This window comes from Mesorhizobium sp. B2-4-2, from assembly GCF_006442845.1.
Taxonomy (GTDB): domain Bacteria; phylum Pseudomonadota; class Alphaproteobacteria; order Rhizobiales; family Rhizobiaceae; genus Mesorhizobium.
Genome location: NZ_VFVM01000008.1, coordinates 68,137 through 82,999, shown reverse-complemented (window position 1 = coordinate 82,999; position 14,863 = coordinate 68,137). Strand labels below are relative to the sequence as shown.

Below are 14,863 nucleotides of genomic sequence, written 5' to 3'. Positions count from 1 at the left end.
CGATGATGAAAAGCAATTTTGACTTTCGAGCCAGGGTCGTGGCGGCCGCATTGCTAGTCGGCGTGGGCGGCTTCGCGGGAGCGGCACGTGCGCAGACCGCGGCGACGGTGCCAGTGGTCGTGCAGAAGGTCCAGTCCGGTCCGGCAAACGCGCCGCTGACATACAACGCGCAGGTCGAGGCGATCGATGCGGTCGACATTCAGGCGCGCGCGTCCGGCCTGCTCAAGGAGATCAGGTTCTCCGAAGGCCAGCACGTGAAGGAGGGCGATCTGCTTTTCGAAATCGAGCCGGATCAACTGTCGGCGGCGGTAATGTCCGCACAGGCGCAGGTGGCCAGGACCGAAGCCACCCGCAACGCCGCGCGACAAAGCCTCTCACGCGCCAGGGACCTGCTCAGCCGCAGGACTATTGCTCAGGCCACGTTGGATGACGCGCAGGCTGCGTTCGATGTCGCCGCGGCGGATGTTCAAAGCGCCAATGCAGCCCTCAATACGGCCGAACTCAATCTTTCCTATGCTCAGATCAAGTCTCCCATCAATGGGACCATCGGCCGCTCCCTGGCGACGCGCGGTAATCTCGTGGGGCCCGGCTCCGGATCATTGGCGCGCATCGTCCAGCTCGATCCTATCCGCGTCGCATTCTCGATCGCTGACAGCACTTTGGTCGACATCAGGCAGAAACTCGCCGGGGGCCAGAAGATCGATGCGAACAAATTCCACCTGAGTCTGTCTCTCGCCAACGGCACACAATTTGCTTCACCGGGGCGGGTGCAGTTCATCGACAACGAGGTCAATCAGCAGACCGGTACCGTCGCCGTCCGCGCGCTGTTCCCCAACCCGGACCACATATTGGCGCCTGGCCAGTTCGTCCGGCTAACAATCGTCGACGAAGAAGCCAGGAAATTGCCGATGGTGCCGATGGCGTCCGTTCTTCAGGACCGCCAGGGCAAGTTCGTCTTCGTGCTCAACGACAACAATACCGTGACCAGGCAGGCGATCACGACCGGTGCGCGCATCGACAATCGCTGGGCGGCGACGAGCGGATTGGAAGGCGGCGAAACGATCGTCGTCGAGGGCCTGCAACGCGTTTCCGATGGTCAGCAGGTCAACCCCCGCGAAGCGGAGGATACGCCATGATCTCGGACCTCTTCATCAGCCGCACCCGGCTCGCGATCGTCGTCTCGATCATCATTTCGATCGCCGGCGGGATCGCGGTGTTTTCCCTTCCCATACAGCAGTATCCGCAGATCACCCCTCCAACGGTGACGGTGTCGGCCTCCTATCCGGGAGCAAGCGCGGAAGTCATCGCCGACGTGGTGGGCGGCCCGCTGGAGACGGCCATCAATGGCGTGGACCACATGATGTACATGTCGTCCACCAGCTCCAATGCCGGCCAATACACGCTATCGGTGACCTTCGAGGTCGGAACCGATCCCGAGACAGCACAGATCAACGTGCAGAACCGCGCTCAGCTGGCGATCTCGCGCCTGCCGGCAGCGGTCGCGCAGCAAGGTGTCTCCGTGCGTGCCCGCTCGCCGGATTTTATCCTCGGCATCGCTTTCTATTCGCCGGACGACAGCCTCGATGCGCTGGCGATCACGAATTTCATCACCACGACCGTCGCCGACACGATATCGCGCGTGCGGGGCGTCGGCGAGGCTTCGGTCGCCGGGGCTTCGGAATACTCGATGAGGGTGTGGCTCAACCCGCAGCGCATGGACGCGCTTGGCCTGACGCCCGACGATGTCTCGGCCGCCATCCAGCGGCAAAACATCCAGGCGACGCTCGGACAGGCCGGCGCGCCCCCGCAGGCGCAGGGCTCGGAGCTGCAATACACTCTGGTCGCGCAGGGGCGGCTGAGAAGCGTCGAGGAATTCGGGGACATCGTCGTGCGCACGGGCTCGGCGGGGGCCAAGGTCTACCTGCGCGACATCGCGCGGCTCGAGCTTGGCGCACTAAGCTATGCTTCGAGCGCCAGCTTTGCCGGACACGCCTCGGCGATGATGCAGATCAACCAGTCGCCCGGCGCCAACGCCATCCAGACCGCGGCGTCGGTCCGCGCCGAACTGGAGCGCCTCTCGTCACGTTTTCCCAAAGGCATGCAGTATCACATCGTCTACGATGCGACCCGCTTCGTGAATGCCAGCATCTCGCTGACGGCCAGAACCCTGCTTGAAGCGTTCCTGATCGTTCTCGCAGTCACCTACGTCTTCCTGCAGGATTGGCGCGCCATGTTCATCTCGGCGCTTGCCATCCCGGTTTCCATGCTCGGCGCCTTGGCGGTGCTGTTTGCCGCCGGCTATTCGCTGAACATGATTTCTCTTTTGGCGCTGGTGCTGGCGATCGGCCTGGTGGTGGACGATGCCATCCTTGTCGTCGAGAACGTCAAGCATGTGCTGGAGGATACCCCTGACATCGCGGTCGCCGACGCCACGCGCAAGGCGATGCACCAGATCACTGGGCCGATCATTTCCACGACCTTGGTGCTGCTTGCCGTGGTGACGCCGACTGCGTTTCTCGGCGGCATAGGCGGCCAGCTCTACCGGCAGTTCGCCGTGACGCTGTCTTCGGCCCTGGTGATTTCTTCCTTTGTCGGATTGACCCTGAGCCCGGCGCTGGCCGCACTGCTTTTGCGGCGCGATATGGGCCATTTCAAGCGTGGCCCGTTGGCCTGGTTCACGGCATTCATGAACGAGACGCGAGACGGCTATGGACGCCTCGTCGGGTTTCTGGTGCGGCATTGGTACGTGCCGGTGGCGGGATTGCTTGCCTGTTTTGCCATCGCCTATCTGATCTTCACCGGGCTACCGTCGACTTTCCTGCCCGACGAGGACCAAGGCGCGCTGTTCGTCGACATCCAGTTGCCCAACGCCGCTTCGCTCGACCGCACGAAAGCCATCGTGGAGGACGTGCGCAAGATTCTGACCGACACCGGAGGCGTGCAAGACGTCATCACGGTTGCGGGGTTCAGCATCCTTCAGTCGACGAGTTCGCCGAGCGGCGCAATGGCGGTCGCGGCGCTGAAGCCCTGGGACGAGCGCAGGTCCAGCGAACTGCAGCTCGCCGGCATCCTGCAGGCGCTGCGGGTGAAGTTCTCCCAAATTCCGGGCGCGAACGTCGCCGTGTTCGCGCCGCCGGCGATTGCCGGCATCGGCTCGGTCGGTGGCCTGGACTTCCGCCTGCAAGCGCTTGAAGGACAGCCGCCACAAGAGATCGCGCAGGTCGTCGGCGCCCTGCTTGGCGCCTTCAATCATCTGCCGGAGCTCGGCGGGGCCGCCACCACCTTCAGCGCCAATGTCCCGCAGGTCTATGTCGACGTCGACAGAACGCGCGCCGAAGCGCTTGGGGTAAGCGTGTCGGACGTCTATTCCACCATCGGCGCGGCCTTCGGATCGCGCTACGTAAATGATTTTACGCTCAATGGCCGCGTGTTCCAGGTCAATCTGCAGGCCGATGCCGATTTCCGTGCCCATGCGGAAGACATCTTGAACCTGCATGTGCGTAGCCGGAACGGCACCATGGTGCCCTTGAACAATCTGGCGTCGTTGACGACGATCCTGTCGCCATTCGCCATCCAGCGTTACAATCTCTCGGTCGCCGCTCCCATAAACGCCATTACCGCACCTGGAAGCAGCAGCGGCGGCGCCATGGACGCGATGGAGAAGACAGTGGCCCAGCTGTTGCCGAATGGCTATGGCTTCGAGTGGTCGGGCCTGTCGTTTCAAGAGCGCCGCGGCAGTGGCCAGGAGGGGCTGGTCTTTGCGCTGGCGTTCCTCTTTGCCTATCTCTTCCTTGTCGCCCAATACGAGAGCTGGTCGCTTCCGTTGATCGTCATCCTTTCGCTCGGAGCGGCTCTCTTCGGCGCCATAGCGGCATTGAAGGTCTTCGGGATGCAGAACAGCCTCTACGTGCAGATCGCCATCGTGCTGCTGATCGGACTGGCGGCGAAGAATGCCATCCTGATCGTGGAATTCGCCAAGGAGCGGCGCGATGAGGGACTAAGCGTAATGGAGGCGGCGCGGATCGGGGCCGAGCAGCGCTTCCGGGCCGTCATGATGACCGCGGTTTCCTTCATCCTCGGGATCATTCCTCTTGTCGTGTCGACTGGCGCCGGCGCGGGCGCGCGGCGGGCTGTTGGCGTCACAATTTTCGGGGGCATGGCCGCGGCTACGACGATTGGCCTGTTGATCATCCCCTCCGTCTATTTTGTCGTCCAGAAAGCAACCGAGTATCTGTCGTCCCCGCGTCCGGGAGATCGTACGGAACGCCTCGACACGATCGAACCATCACATTGAGGTTCGTTCTCGCCAAAGGGCGGTCGAGATGGCCCGCGGCAACCATTTATGTTCTTGGAATCTCAATTCTTGGCTTTGCGTCCATTTCTTCGCCGAATGGACTCGTTCTCCGAACCGCGGCGATGGACTGACGGCCGGATGCAAGTACATTCGGCGCAATATTTGGCGAAGTTGCCCCCAGAGGCCGGTTTCCGGGCGGCCTTCGAGTTCAGTGACGCATCGTCTGGAGGCTGCAACCGTGAGTCCAGAGTCCTGCTCATCCTTGCCGTTGGCCGCTTCGCTCGCGGTGTTGTCGCTGTACGCCACCGCAACGAGCAATGCGGAGGCTGCCTCGTTGGCTGCACGCGGCAACGAACCCGGTTGGCAAATCAGCATCTCGGACACCGCGCTCAGCTTTAACGCCTTAGGGGGCGAGACCTTCACAGTTCAGCCGGCTCCGCGTCCCACAAGGCAAGGCGACGCCGACACCTATCTGGCGACGGTAGACGGCCGGCAACTCGCGCTGACCATCGCTGCCAAAATATGCGTCGATACCATGAGCGGAATGCCATACCCCCAAACCGCGACCGTCATCCTTGGCGACCGGAAATTTGGGGGCTGCGCCGGAGAGCCGGGCGACCTCCTTCACGGAGATTGGCTCGTGGACGAAATTCGAGAAGAAACCACGGTCTCCGATTCGAAACCCACCCTTGCCTTCGAGCCAGATGGACGCATCCATGGGAATGGCTCGTGCAATCGGTTCTTTGGCGGCTTCGCCTTGACCGGAGAAGCGCTGACGATCTCGGAAACCGGCTCGTCCAGGATGATCTGCGATCAGCCCCTCATGGATCAAGAGCGCAGTCTTCTGAAGGCACTCGGGTCCGTCCATCGTTTTGAAGCCCCACAGACAGGACGAGTGCAACTGTTGGACAAGGATGGCCAAACGCTGGTGAGTTTACGAAGATAAGCCGGCGCGGCCAGCAGCATGCAGAACCCCGCAGGACGATTTGTGTTGGTTATCTCGCTGGCGTTGCTGGTGCAAAGCTGCGCCGGTCCAAGAGCCGTGACGGGCCTTGCCTCGCCTGTACAAATTAGCAACGAAATGTCGGCTATTTCCTTCCTGATTGCCACCACGCGCACAAGGTTCCCCACCTCCGAACCGCCCTATTCGCGGGATCGTTCCCCGACGTTGAGTTTTTCGCAGTTGACTGTCGTCGTGCCGGCCACACACCGGCCGGGCGTCGTCGAGACGTCATCGACATCACCCGATCCGAAGCGCCATTTTTCCGCTCGTGATCTTGTCCGCTTCGAGAACAGAGCATCCTTCGCAGGTCGGTTGAACGGGATGCTGGCGAAGCGTCCGCCTTCGGAGCGCGAGGTGTTTATCTTCGTGCACGGCTACAACAACAATTTTGCCGAAGGCCTGTTTCGTAATGCCCAAGTCGTCCACGACTACCGCATCTCCTCGGTTCCGGTTCATTTCTCCTGGGCGTCGGCGGGATCTATCGGCGCCTATCTTTTCGATCGCGATAGCGCTCTCCAGGCGCGGGACGGCTTGGCCGAAACGATCGAAATCGCAGCTCGATCGAACGCTAGCGGTGTTTTCATCGTCGGCCATTCCATGGGCGCGTATGTCGTAATGGAGGCGCTTCGCACCCTTGTATTGCAAGGTAAGGCGGCGGTTACCTCAAGAATCCGCGGCGTCTTGCTTGCCGCGCCCGATATCGATCCAGATGTCTTCAGCAGCCAAGTCAGGGACATACCCCAACTGCCGCACCCCTTCACGATCGTTGTCTCTCGGCGAGATCGCGCCTTGAGCCTGTCGCGGCGCATTGCAGGTGGCCAGCCACGAGTCGGCAGTGGCTTCGATATCCCGCTCCTCCAGAAAAAGGACATTCAGGTTATCGACATTTCCGACGTGGACGGCGGCGGCCACAGCGGCTTTGCAACGTCGGAAACACTGATGAAGCTGTTGAGGTCCGGGCCCCTGCTGCGCCGTCTCATCGTGAACGAAGATATGCCGGTCGAAGACAAAGCCGAAGAGACCCGGCAGATCATCTTCGATAACGCCTCCCTCGTTCTCCATCTGCCGCTCACAATCCTGAAGCGGTCGGCATCCCGGCAATCCGTGTCCCAGCAGCCGGCGTCCGAGATCGGCGCCATGTGATGAAAGCCCCTGCATTTTGAATCAGACGGAATGAACATTTGGAAGCTGAAGTCGCGATAACTCAATCAATCCTGCTGAAGCTTGTGCTTGCGTTGCTGCTCGGCGCGCTGATCGGTGCGGAACGCCAGTACCGGCAACAATATACAGGACTTGTGACGCACGCGCTGGTCGCACTGGGCGCGGCGGCATACTCCTCGCTGCCGGGCGCTCTTGGCTCAGGTCTCGATCTTAGAATGGGGGCTCAGGTCGTAACCGGCATTGGCTTCCTTGGCGCCGGCCTGATCATCAGGGACGGTTCCAACATAAGAGGGTTGAGTACGTCCGCGACGATCTGGAGCACTGGCTCTGTCGGGGTCTTCGTAGGCTTTGGCTTTCTGCTGCTGGCCGCGGAAACCGCAATGCTCATTATTATACTCAATTCGCTTCTTCCTAATTTCTCAAGATTCTTTCGAAGGCACTCTCAGGAACAACCTGCCGTCGAATACACGTACACTATAGAGATCGTATGCTCACGAGATAATGTTTATTTGCTCAGATCGATTCTGCTTCAGACCATCAATACAAACCTCCTCCGCCTACGCTCCCTTAACAGCCATCCCATCAATGAGGGCGACGCCATGAGAATAGAAGCAACGTTGTTCAGCAACCGTGATGATGCGCAATCAGTCGAACGCGTCGTCGCTCACCTCGCGCTCGACTCGAATGTTCAGTCGGCTTCCTGGGAGCCGGAAGAAAAGACCGAATAGAGCGAAAGCCAGAAAGACCCTCGACACCACCTCGAAACGTCAAATTTTAAGGAGCTGCTACAATGGAAGGAAACACCAAGGCCTTGTTGGCAAACAAATTGATAGCTATCGGCCTCTTGCTCATAGGCTTTCTCATTTTTGCATCGGGCTATCGCTATGGCTCTCCATCGAGCATCATGGTTGGCTGTCTTCTCTTTGCTATCGGAATCATTCTTCTGATTATAAAGATCGCCCGCAGAAACAAGCCGGACTCGGTTGCTTGACTTATCGAGTTGGACGAAAGCGATCGCGTCCAACTCCAGTCCGGACAAAAGACTTGGAGAGGCCCTCGTTGTTGGAGGCTCCTAACTGGTACGCCCGCCAGTATAATTCCGTGGTCGCGCGCACCCGCGAGTCCGATCCCGACGCGGAATTCCATATCCAGCAGATTGGCGAGCAGCGCCATGCATCGAGCCTTGCAACGATAGACTATGGCGACGCGTTCGTCCTCGATTTGCGGGACAAGGGTGGCATCGCCATGTCCGGGGCGATCAATGACGATGCGTTGACGGCGGTGTTCCTCTGGGGCGAAGGCACGACCTTCAACGGACAACGGAGTGAAGTACCGCAGTTGCGGATCATCGGCCCGGGAACAGAATTCAAGCTGGAGATGCCAGGAAGCTATCGCCTCATGCGGATCGGTCTGCGTGGGTCCGCGCTCGAGTCTCTGCGCACGGCATCAGCCTCCCACCTGGGCCAGAGGACCGCGCTGATGCCAGGGATACATGAGCAACGCCTCACGGCAGGAGCCGAGCTGGAGCTTCAGCAGAGGCTGCTGCGAACCGTCGGGTTCGCGGAAGCTGCAGCACAGCGTGGCTATGACCTAAGTGCCGGCCTGGCCGTTGCGGCGAGCGAAGCGGGCGCCGCGCTCGCGCGGGTGCTTTCCCTCACGGAGCAACCATCCCCCCGCGCCCTCGGTTCCAGCGATCGGCGCGATATCGTTGATGCCACCCTGGCCATTCTGGAGGCAAGGCCTCATAGCCCTGTTTCCGTCAGTGCAGTCTGCGAGGTACTGGGCATTGGCGAGCGAATGTTGGAGCGCGCCTTTCAGGAACGTCTGGGAATCAGCCCTCGAGCTTACGAGCGGGAGCGGCGGCTTCGGGCCGCGCACGGCCTTATCCTGACGCAGGGCGATCGCCTCTCGATCACCGACATCGCCATGAGCTTTGGTTTCTGGCACCTGGGCCGTTTCGCTGGAGCCTATACGTCAATCTTCGGATGCTCCCCCAGTGAGGCGCGTCGGCGCTTCTGGAGACACGCAGCACCAGACTGATGGGATGCTCAAACCTGCCGATCCGAGGCTGGTTAACGCGGTGCCTCAGGCATTTTGATCAGGATGGGAAGACGATGAAGCCGTCGGCTCCTGTGGACGGAGGCAGTCGGCAGAAATGCCGGATCCCCGCGGTCGGCGAATCCTAAAGCCAACGACACACCTACGCGTAGGGCCTCATCACAGCTATGTGCAGCCCGCATTCGGCCTAGTTGCCTACTGAACCACCCCTTTCCGAGAGCTTTCGGGCACTCCGTCGGAAAGTGGATAGAAATTGGTTGGCCGTCAGGAGATTCTGATGGCGCGACCTCAGTGGGGCCGCAACAAACCTTCCGACCGGTTGGTCGCAAGCAAGAGAAACGCAAGGTCACTCCACATGGCGCGCTCGGCGCCGATGAGAATGGCCATAGTCGCAAGGGTAAATACGATGCGAAAACGCTGTCCCAGCTTTCACGAGAAATAAACGCATTGTCTACGTTTGGGATTCCTAGCCCACTCTAGGGGAGCATCTCCGGCTTAAGATTGCCTCAAAATCAATCTCATCCGCGGCGGCAGGTTGAGGGTGTGTTTTATTGTCGGTTTCCTTGCGGGAAACGGCCTGCCGACCTCTTGATCTGCCTATACTTCGGCGTCTCATGTACGACAGGAGTTTGTTATGGACGCGAGAGTAACCGCTGCCGGCATTCCCACCGACCCTTTTGCGGATGAGCCTCTAAGATGCGCCATCGACGTAAATAGCTTGTCGGCACCCCCAGCCGAACAGTTTGATTTCTATCGATCATGGTTTGCCGGGGTTGCCGAAATACAGCTTCTTCGGGCCGAGCACGCCGTGTTCCCGGCTCGTCATCAGGTATGGCAGTTGGGCGATCTGGCGTTGAGTTCCATCGAAATCCCAGGCTCCGGCTACGAGATACAATGGGAACATCGCAGACGGTCCCTGTTGGATCACTGGATGCTGTCCGTGCCGTTCTCGCAGTCTGCTGCCGGCGAGATGATATCTCGTCGGCCCCGCATGAGGTGTCTGGCCTTGCCCGATGTTGGAGTGAGCAACGATGATCTGTTCATCACACTGTTTCTGCCCCGCACATGGCCGGCAACCAGATCATCGAAAATCGAAGCCAGCGACGAGGCACTGGATTTTCTTGCGCACTACGCCGTTCTGCTGCACCGCTCACTTCCTCATTTGAGAGAAGCGGATCTGCCCCATATCGTCACCGCGACTGCCAACATTTCCGCGGCTGCTCTTATGCCGACAAAAGATCATCTGGCAGAGGCGCAAGGGCCTGTGAACGCGGTGTCTGCCGCTCGGATTGCCAAGCGTATCGCAGAGAGGTTGAGCGATCCCGACTTGACGCCCAACAAACTCTGCCGCGCGGTCGGTGTCTCACGCTCCCGTCTCTACCGGATTTTCGAGCCGGTGGGCGGTGTGTCCAACTATGTGCGGCGCAAGCGGCTGCTGAAAACGCGCGACGCTCTAGCGGACAGTTCGGACAGGCGAACGATCTCCAGCATTGCCGAAGTATGGGGCTTCCAAGATCCGTCTACCTACAGCCGGATGTTCAAAACAGAGTTCGGCATCTCTCCAAGGGAAGCGCGCGAACTCGGGTGGCAGGGCGTCAAGCATTCGACCTGGCTGACTGTGGATGAGCCCCTCGCGGATGCTGGCATCCTGAGCAACCTTCTGATCAACAATTCATTGGGATTGTCCCTTTCTTCAAGACAGTGACGGATTCCTGGCAGAGGTCGGGGCGCCTGGAGATCATCCCACAAGCTACAAGAAATATACGTCAAACCCATATTATGGATTCCTCGCATATTTTTCAAAAATCGATGACCGTTTAAGCTCGGCCGTGTCCTCGTCATTAGCATCACGATTTTCGATAACTCCACTCTGGGTTTTTAATTGTCAGGACCGTCTCCTTGCGAAAAGCACATCGTTCATTGTTGATCTACTATCTCGATAGGAGCTTGTGATGGAGGTAACAGTACGAAGCGATACTCTTGGCGAGCCGATCGCTGGAGCAGTTGCCATACACGCTGCCGACATCCGCACATCATCGATTCTGCTGGCTGGGCGAGATGTTCTTGTCGACTGGTTCTATACCACCCAAGCAGGTGCGGGTGTCGGGATTTCAAGTCCCATAACCTCGATCTCGCCGCGGCTACATCCGCCGGGGATGAGCCCGATACGTCTGGTCTCTTGATCGAGAATTCCATGGGGTTGCCGTCACCCTCTTTCAAGCAATGAGTTTGCCTCAATGCAAGACAAGCCATCAATTGTCAGCGAAAGCGAAACGATCGGGACCCCAGAACCTCTAAGATGCGTCGTAGACGTTGATACCTCGCAGGCGCCACCGCCCGAGCAATTCGACCTTTTCCGGAGTTGGCACTCAAATATAGCCGACGTCGAATTGCTGCGAGACGAGTTCGGCTCGTTCTCTGCGCGCGAGCGGGCGTGGCGGTTGGAGAGCCTCGTGCTGGCTTTCATCGAATATCCCGGGATGGGGTACCGTCGGCGGTGGCGCAGCAGAAAGAGTCCGGTGTTCGACCACTGGGCTCTTTCGGTGCCCCAGACAATCCCCGCGGGCGGCGGCACGCCAAGAATGGGACAGCTGCGCTGGCAATGCCTGGGTGCACCCCATGAAGACCAGGGTGAGGATGACGGTGTCCTTGCGCTATTCCTTCCGCGGGATTTCGCCTTCTCGCAACCCTTCACGCTCGATATCCGGCCCGAGATGGCCGCATTCGTCGCCGACTATGTTCTGCTGCTCTATCATTCCTTCCCCCATCGCACGGAAAGCGACGTCCCGTATGTCGCATCGGCGACCACCAGCCTGCTTGCCGCGTGCATTTCCCCGTCCCGGGATCACTTTTTCGAAGCACAGGAGCCGATCGACGCGGTCATCATGGCCCGCGCGAACAAGATCATAATAGCCAATCTGGCCGACCGGAATCTGACACCGGGAAAGCTCTCGCAAGACCTCGGCATTTCACGCTCTCGACTTTATCGGATTTTCGAACCAGCCGGAGGAATCTCGCACTATATCCGGCGACAGCGGCTGCTGAAAACGAGGGACGCGCTTGGAAACATCGCGGATGGACGCCCGATTTCAAGCATTGCGGAGGAGTGGGGCTTCATGGATCCCTCGACATATAGCCGGACATTCAGGCGCGAGTTCGGAATCTCGCCCAAAGAGGCGCGGGAGGCGGGCTGGCTGGGCCTCAAGCACCCTCCGTTGGCGGAGCGGTCGAACAACGGCAAACCTTCTCTGAACAGCCTCCTGGCCAACAATTGCCTTCTCAGCCATCAGCTTTCGACTACCTGATTGGAGTCTTCGGCTGAGGTAATCTTGTCGAAGACAAGAGTGAACCCATTCCTTGGCGAAGCTGGAGATTGGACGCCGGTTCGAACTGCCCGCCGGGAACACCCCGCAGTCTGACGAGGCGCTCGTATGGCATAAGAGATTGCACCCTCAGCGGAGAGGCCGATGTCAGAAGTGTTGGTCCCGATAGCGCAGGCTCATCGAAGCTCATAAAATACCAGCCAAGAAGTCATTAAATTTCGGAGGTTCATTTGGTGAATTCTTTGAGCAGACGATCCGTGATCGTTGGGGGAATATCATTTCTGGCGCTGTCCGGGCATGCGGAAGCTTCCCAAAAGAGTTGGTATATCGGGAGAATTCCAGATAAGCCTTTTGACATCCCTCTCGTAGACAAGACGCGCATCCCCCAGCAATTCCGTCGGCAAACGGTGCCTTACTTGGGTAGGGAAACCGCCGGAACAATCCTAATCAACAAGCAGGAGCGCTTCCTGTGCTATGTCGAAGACGCAGGCAGGGCGATCCGCTTCGGCATCGCTGTCGGTCGGGATGGACAGCGATGGGGTGGAGAGGCCATCGTTGAACGAAGAGCCCAATGGCCGACCTGGACCCCCACCGCCAACATGCGACGCCGTAATCCGAGCTTGCCGCAGCGCGTTCCGGGAGGTCCAAACAATCCTCTCGGCGCCCGGGCGCTGTATCTGTATCGCAATGGCCAGGACACGCTGTATCGCATTCATGGGACCAATGAGCCGTGGACCATTGGAAAAGCTGCATCATCCGGCTGCATCAGGATGTTGAACGAGCATATTTTTGAACTCTTCGGAACGGTGCGCAACGGCGCGCGGGTTATCGTTGTCTAGCCTGCGGCAATCATGAATACCATTGCGCGGCACCTCTAAATGCCGAGGCCGACGCGTGGAGACATCCTCGTCACAGGACACCGTCTCTCCGGAAGGTTGAGCGCAAAGGAAGCCGGCGCTTCTCCGGTTTCGTTTGGCTACCGCACGACCAATACAGGCACACTTCCATCCGCGAGAACCTCCGACGTCTGGCTTCCCAGCAAAAGCTTTCTGATGCCACGACGGCCATGGGAAGCCATCACAATCAGGTCGCAGCCTCGTGACTTGGCGGTGTCGATAATCGCCTTGGCCGGGTAGGTATCCGGGACATGTAGAAATTCTGCGGAAACCCCCATCCGGTCGGCTGCCTCCCTGACTTGATCGAGGACTTGCCCTGCGAATTCCTTGCTCGCGGCCTCAAAACTATCAACCTCCTCCTGCGAAGGAATAGACCCGGAGGTAAATCCGGTTCCATAGTCAATCAGCATTGGCTCCGTGACCGTGACAACTGTCGCCTTGGCAGCCAAGGCTTTCGCCAGGGCTATCCCCTGCTCAACGCCCTTCCTGGCGACGTCGGAGCCATCCGTGCTCACGAGGATATGAGTGTACATCTGAGTTCTCCCTGCCTGGTCGACCACGGTTCCGGCAACACCAACACTCGTCGAGATATGCACGTTGGTGCACTGCAAGCCCTCTCTTGGACATCCAACTCACGCCGCTTGTATCGCGACGCTGGGCACATTCGGGAGCGGACGCACCATCTCCAAACCGCGGAGGAATAGCGCTAGCCCGGCCCGGCGATCACCAATTGCCTTTTCGTGTACCAGCTATGGTTAAATCACAGACAAGACGACAGATGTTCGCAATGCCTTTGTTGCCCGCTCAACCTACAATTCATCGAGTCATTGCGTTATGTGCAATTTATCCCAATGAATTGCATCTCGTCCAATTCTCCTTATTGCGACGTGCATATGTTGGCGATTCCCCTTTCGACCCCAAAATCGAACAATATGATTTGATCAATGTATCTTTCGGTGAGTATCTCCATGTGAAAAGAAGCACATTATTGACTGGAGGGGCGGCAGCCGTCACCGCCTGTCTGCAAAGCCCGCCTTTTCGCAGTCGATGGGACGTGCATCTTGGGGTTAAAGGCGACGCGCCCCTGCACCGCGCGAATGACTCGGGCGGAAGCCCCGAGCCCGAGCGACCAATCGATCTTTTCTGATCCCGGCACAGGATCGTTTTCGGTCATAATTCGAAGAAAGCAGACAACCAGATCCGCGACTATGCCGATTTGCGTCCGGCTTTGGCTTTGGGGCGGTCCTTGATCCCTTCCTTGGCGAGACTCTTGCGGAGAACCGACGCCAGATCGATAACGTTCTCCTTGGGCGGGGGCACCGGTTTGGGCGGCTGCTTGCCCTTGCGTTTTGCGTCGATCAACGCGATGAGCGCATCCTCGTAGGTGTCTTCAAATTTCGACGGATCAAACTTGGTCACTTTTTTGTCGATCAGCAGGCCTGCGATTTCGAGCAGTTCCTGGTCATATTCATGGCTTTTCAGGTCTTTGAATACGGTCTCTTCCGAGATCATTTCGTCATGGGTCCGCAACTCGGTAAGCAGCATTCCCTTGCCATATGGCTGTATCACGACTTCGCGCCCGCGTTGGTACAGCACCACGCAAGACCGCGCCGCCACAGCCTTCTTGGCCATCGCTTCGCGCAGCACTGAGAAGGCCTCGGTGGAAGCGCCGTCGGCAGGGATCAGGTAGTAGGGCTTTTCCAGGTAGCGCGTGTCGATGTCCTTGATGGCGACAAACTCGTCGACCTCAAGCGTGTGCTCAGACGTCATCTTGAGCTTTTTGATCTCGTCCGGTTCGACCTTGATGAAATCGCCCGCGTCTGCCTCGTAGCCTTTGACTTGGTTTTCGCTATCGACGACATCGCCCGTCTCTTCGTCAACATAGGCAGCCTTGACGGGCAATCCATCTTTCCTATTCAAAATCTTGAAGTGGATTTTCGATGCCTCACTGGTTGCACCCACAAGCTTCACTCCGCACGACACGGACCCGACTTTCAGAAACCCTTTCCAAACTGCTCGTGGGGCCGCCATGCAGTCCTCCTGTCGCGCCGATCCTTGGCACAAACGTCAGCCGGATCGTTCCGTTCCGCCCGCCTGATCAGCATCGACGCACGCGATCGCATCACGG

Annotated in this window: 12 protein-coding genes; 10 read left to right on the top strand and 2 right to left on the bottom strand. The window is 58.9% G+C overall.

Going from position 1 to position 14,863, the window contains the following annotated elements; genetic code table 11:
• Nucleotides 1–2 precede the first annotated feature (2 nt).
• The 10 genes from FJ942_RS18740 to FJ942_RS29025 all read left to right on the top strand — a co-directional run bounded on the left by FJ942_RS18740 (nucleotide 3) and on the right by FJ942_RS29025 (nucleotide 12,678).
• Nucleotides 3–1,136 (top strand): efflux RND transporter periplasmic adaptor subunit, encoded by a 1,134-nt coding sequence (locus FJ942_RS18740; protein ID WP_140898561.1) that lies wholly within the window; start codon nucleotides 3–5, stop codon nucleotides 1,134–1,136.
• The gene (locus FJ942_RS18735; protein WP_140898559.1) at nucleotides 1,133–4,294 is read left to right on the top strand and encodes an efflux RND transporter permease subunit; all 3,162 of its coding nucleotides are present in this window, start codon (nucleotides 1,133–1,135) and stop codon (nucleotides 4,292–4,294) included. Before FJ942_RS18740 ends, FJ942_RS18735 begins: the two co-directional genes overlap by 4 nt.
• Before the next feature lie 211 nt (nucleotides 4,295–4,505).
• Entirely contained in the window at nucleotides 4,506–5,240 is a 735-nt protein-coding gene (locus FJ942_RS18730) for an META domain-containing protein (protein WP_181167677.1), read from the top strand.
• Nucleotides 5,241–5,258: 18 nt separating this feature from the next.
• The gene (locus tag FJ942_RS18725; RefSeq protein ID WP_140499415.1) at nucleotides 5,259–6,440 is read left to right on the top strand and encodes an alpha/beta fold hydrolase; all 1,182 of its coding nucleotides are present in this window, start codon (nucleotides 5,259–5,261) and stop codon (nucleotides 6,438–6,440) included.
• Nucleotides 6,441–6,478: 38 nt separating this feature from the next.
• Nucleotides 6,479–7,186 carry an MgtC/SapB family protein gene (locus FJ942_RS18720; RefSeq protein WP_181165254.1) on the top strand — a complete coding sequence of 236 codons (708 nt, stop codon included), beginning with the start codon at nucleotides 6,479–6,481 and terminating at the stop codon, nucleotides 7,184–7,186.
• A gap of 62 nt (nucleotides 7,187–7,248) precedes the next feature.
• Nucleotides 7,249–7,449 carry a hypothetical protein gene (locus FJ942_RS18715; RefSeq protein WP_140499417.1) on the top strand — a complete coding sequence of 67 codons (201 nt, stop codon included), beginning with the start codon at nucleotides 7,249–7,251 and terminating at the stop codon, nucleotides 7,447–7,449.
• Between the two features lie 68 nt (nucleotides 7,450–7,517).
• Nucleotides 7,518–8,498: an AraC family transcriptional regulator gene (locus FJ942_RS29030; protein ID WP_281406745.1), complete on the top strand. Its 981-nt coding sequence runs from the start codon at nucleotides 7,518–7,520 to the stop codon at nucleotides 8,496–8,498.
• 652 nt (nucleotides 8,499–9,150) lie between these two features.
• Nucleotides 9,151–10,221, top strand: a complete 1,071-nt coding sequence (locus tag FJ942_RS18705; protein WP_140499421.1) for an AraC family transcriptional regulator — start codon at nucleotides 9,151–9,153, stop codon at nucleotides 10,219–10,221.
• A 532-nt stretch (nucleotides 10,222–10,753) separates the two neighbouring features.
• Nucleotides 10,754–11,821 (top strand): helix-turn-helix domain-containing protein, encoded by a 1,068-nt coding sequence (locus tag FJ942_RS18700; RefSeq protein ID WP_140521311.1) that lies wholly within the window; start codon nucleotides 10,754–10,756, stop codon nucleotides 11,819–11,821.
• A 251-nt stretch (nucleotides 11,822–12,072) separates the two neighbouring features.
• Nucleotides 12,073–12,678, top strand: a complete 606-nt coding sequence (locus FJ942_RS29025; protein ID WP_140898555.1) for a L,D-transpeptidase — start codon at nucleotides 12,073–12,075, stop codon at nucleotides 12,676–12,678.
• Nucleotides 12,679–12,815: 137 nt separating this feature from the next.
• Here the strand turns inward: FJ942_RS29025 and FJ942_RS18690 are convergent, their stop codons facing one another.
• Nucleotides 12,816–13,268, bottom strand: coding sequence for a universal stress protein (locus tag FJ942_RS18690; protein ID WP_140499425.1), 453 nt, complete (start codon nucleotides 13,266–13,268; stop codon nucleotides 12,816–12,818).
• A 673-nt stretch (nucleotides 13,269–13,941) separates the two neighbouring features.
• Nucleotides 13,942–14,766, bottom strand: coding sequence for a Ku protein (locus tag FJ942_RS18685; RefSeq protein WP_140898553.1), 825 nt, complete (start codon nucleotides 14,764–14,766; stop codon nucleotides 13,942–13,944).
• Nucleotides 14,767–14,863: the final 97 nt, after the last annotated feature.

Excerpts from the sequence above, each read along its gene's own strand:
- FJ942_RS18740 (WP_140898561.1), top strand. The coding sequence starts at position 3 with ATGATGAAAAGCAATTTTGACTTTCGAGCCAGGGTCGTGGCGGCCGCA.
- FJ942_RS18735 (WP_140898559.1), top strand. The coding sequence starts at position 1,133 with ATGATCTCGGACCTCTTCATCAGCCGCACCCGGCTCGCGATCGTCGTC.
- FJ942_RS18725 (WP_140499415.1), top strand. The coding sequence starts at position 5,259 with ATGCAGAACCCCGCAGGACGATTTGTGTTGGTTATCTCGCTGGCGTTG.
- FJ942_RS18715 (WP_140499417.1), top strand. The coding sequence starts at position 7,249 with ATGGAAGGAAACACCAAGGCCTTGTTGGCAAACAAATTGATAGCTATC.
- FJ942_RS18705 (WP_140499421.1), top strand. The coding sequence starts at position 9,151 with ATGGACGCGAGAGTAACCGCTGCCGGCATTCCCACCGACCCTTTTGCG.
- FJ942_RS18700 (WP_140521311.1), top strand. The coding sequence starts at position 10,754 with ATGCAAGACAAGCCATCAATTGTCAGCGAAAGCGAAACGATCGGGACC.
- FJ942_RS18690 (WP_140499425.1), bottom strand. The coding sequence starts at position 13,268 with ATGTACACTCATATCCTCGTGAGCACGGATGGCTCCGACGTCGCCAGG.
- FJ942_RS18685 (WP_140898553.1), bottom strand. The coding sequence starts at position 14,766 with ATGGCGGCCCCACGAGCAGTTTGGAAAGGGTTTCTGAAAGTCGGGTCC.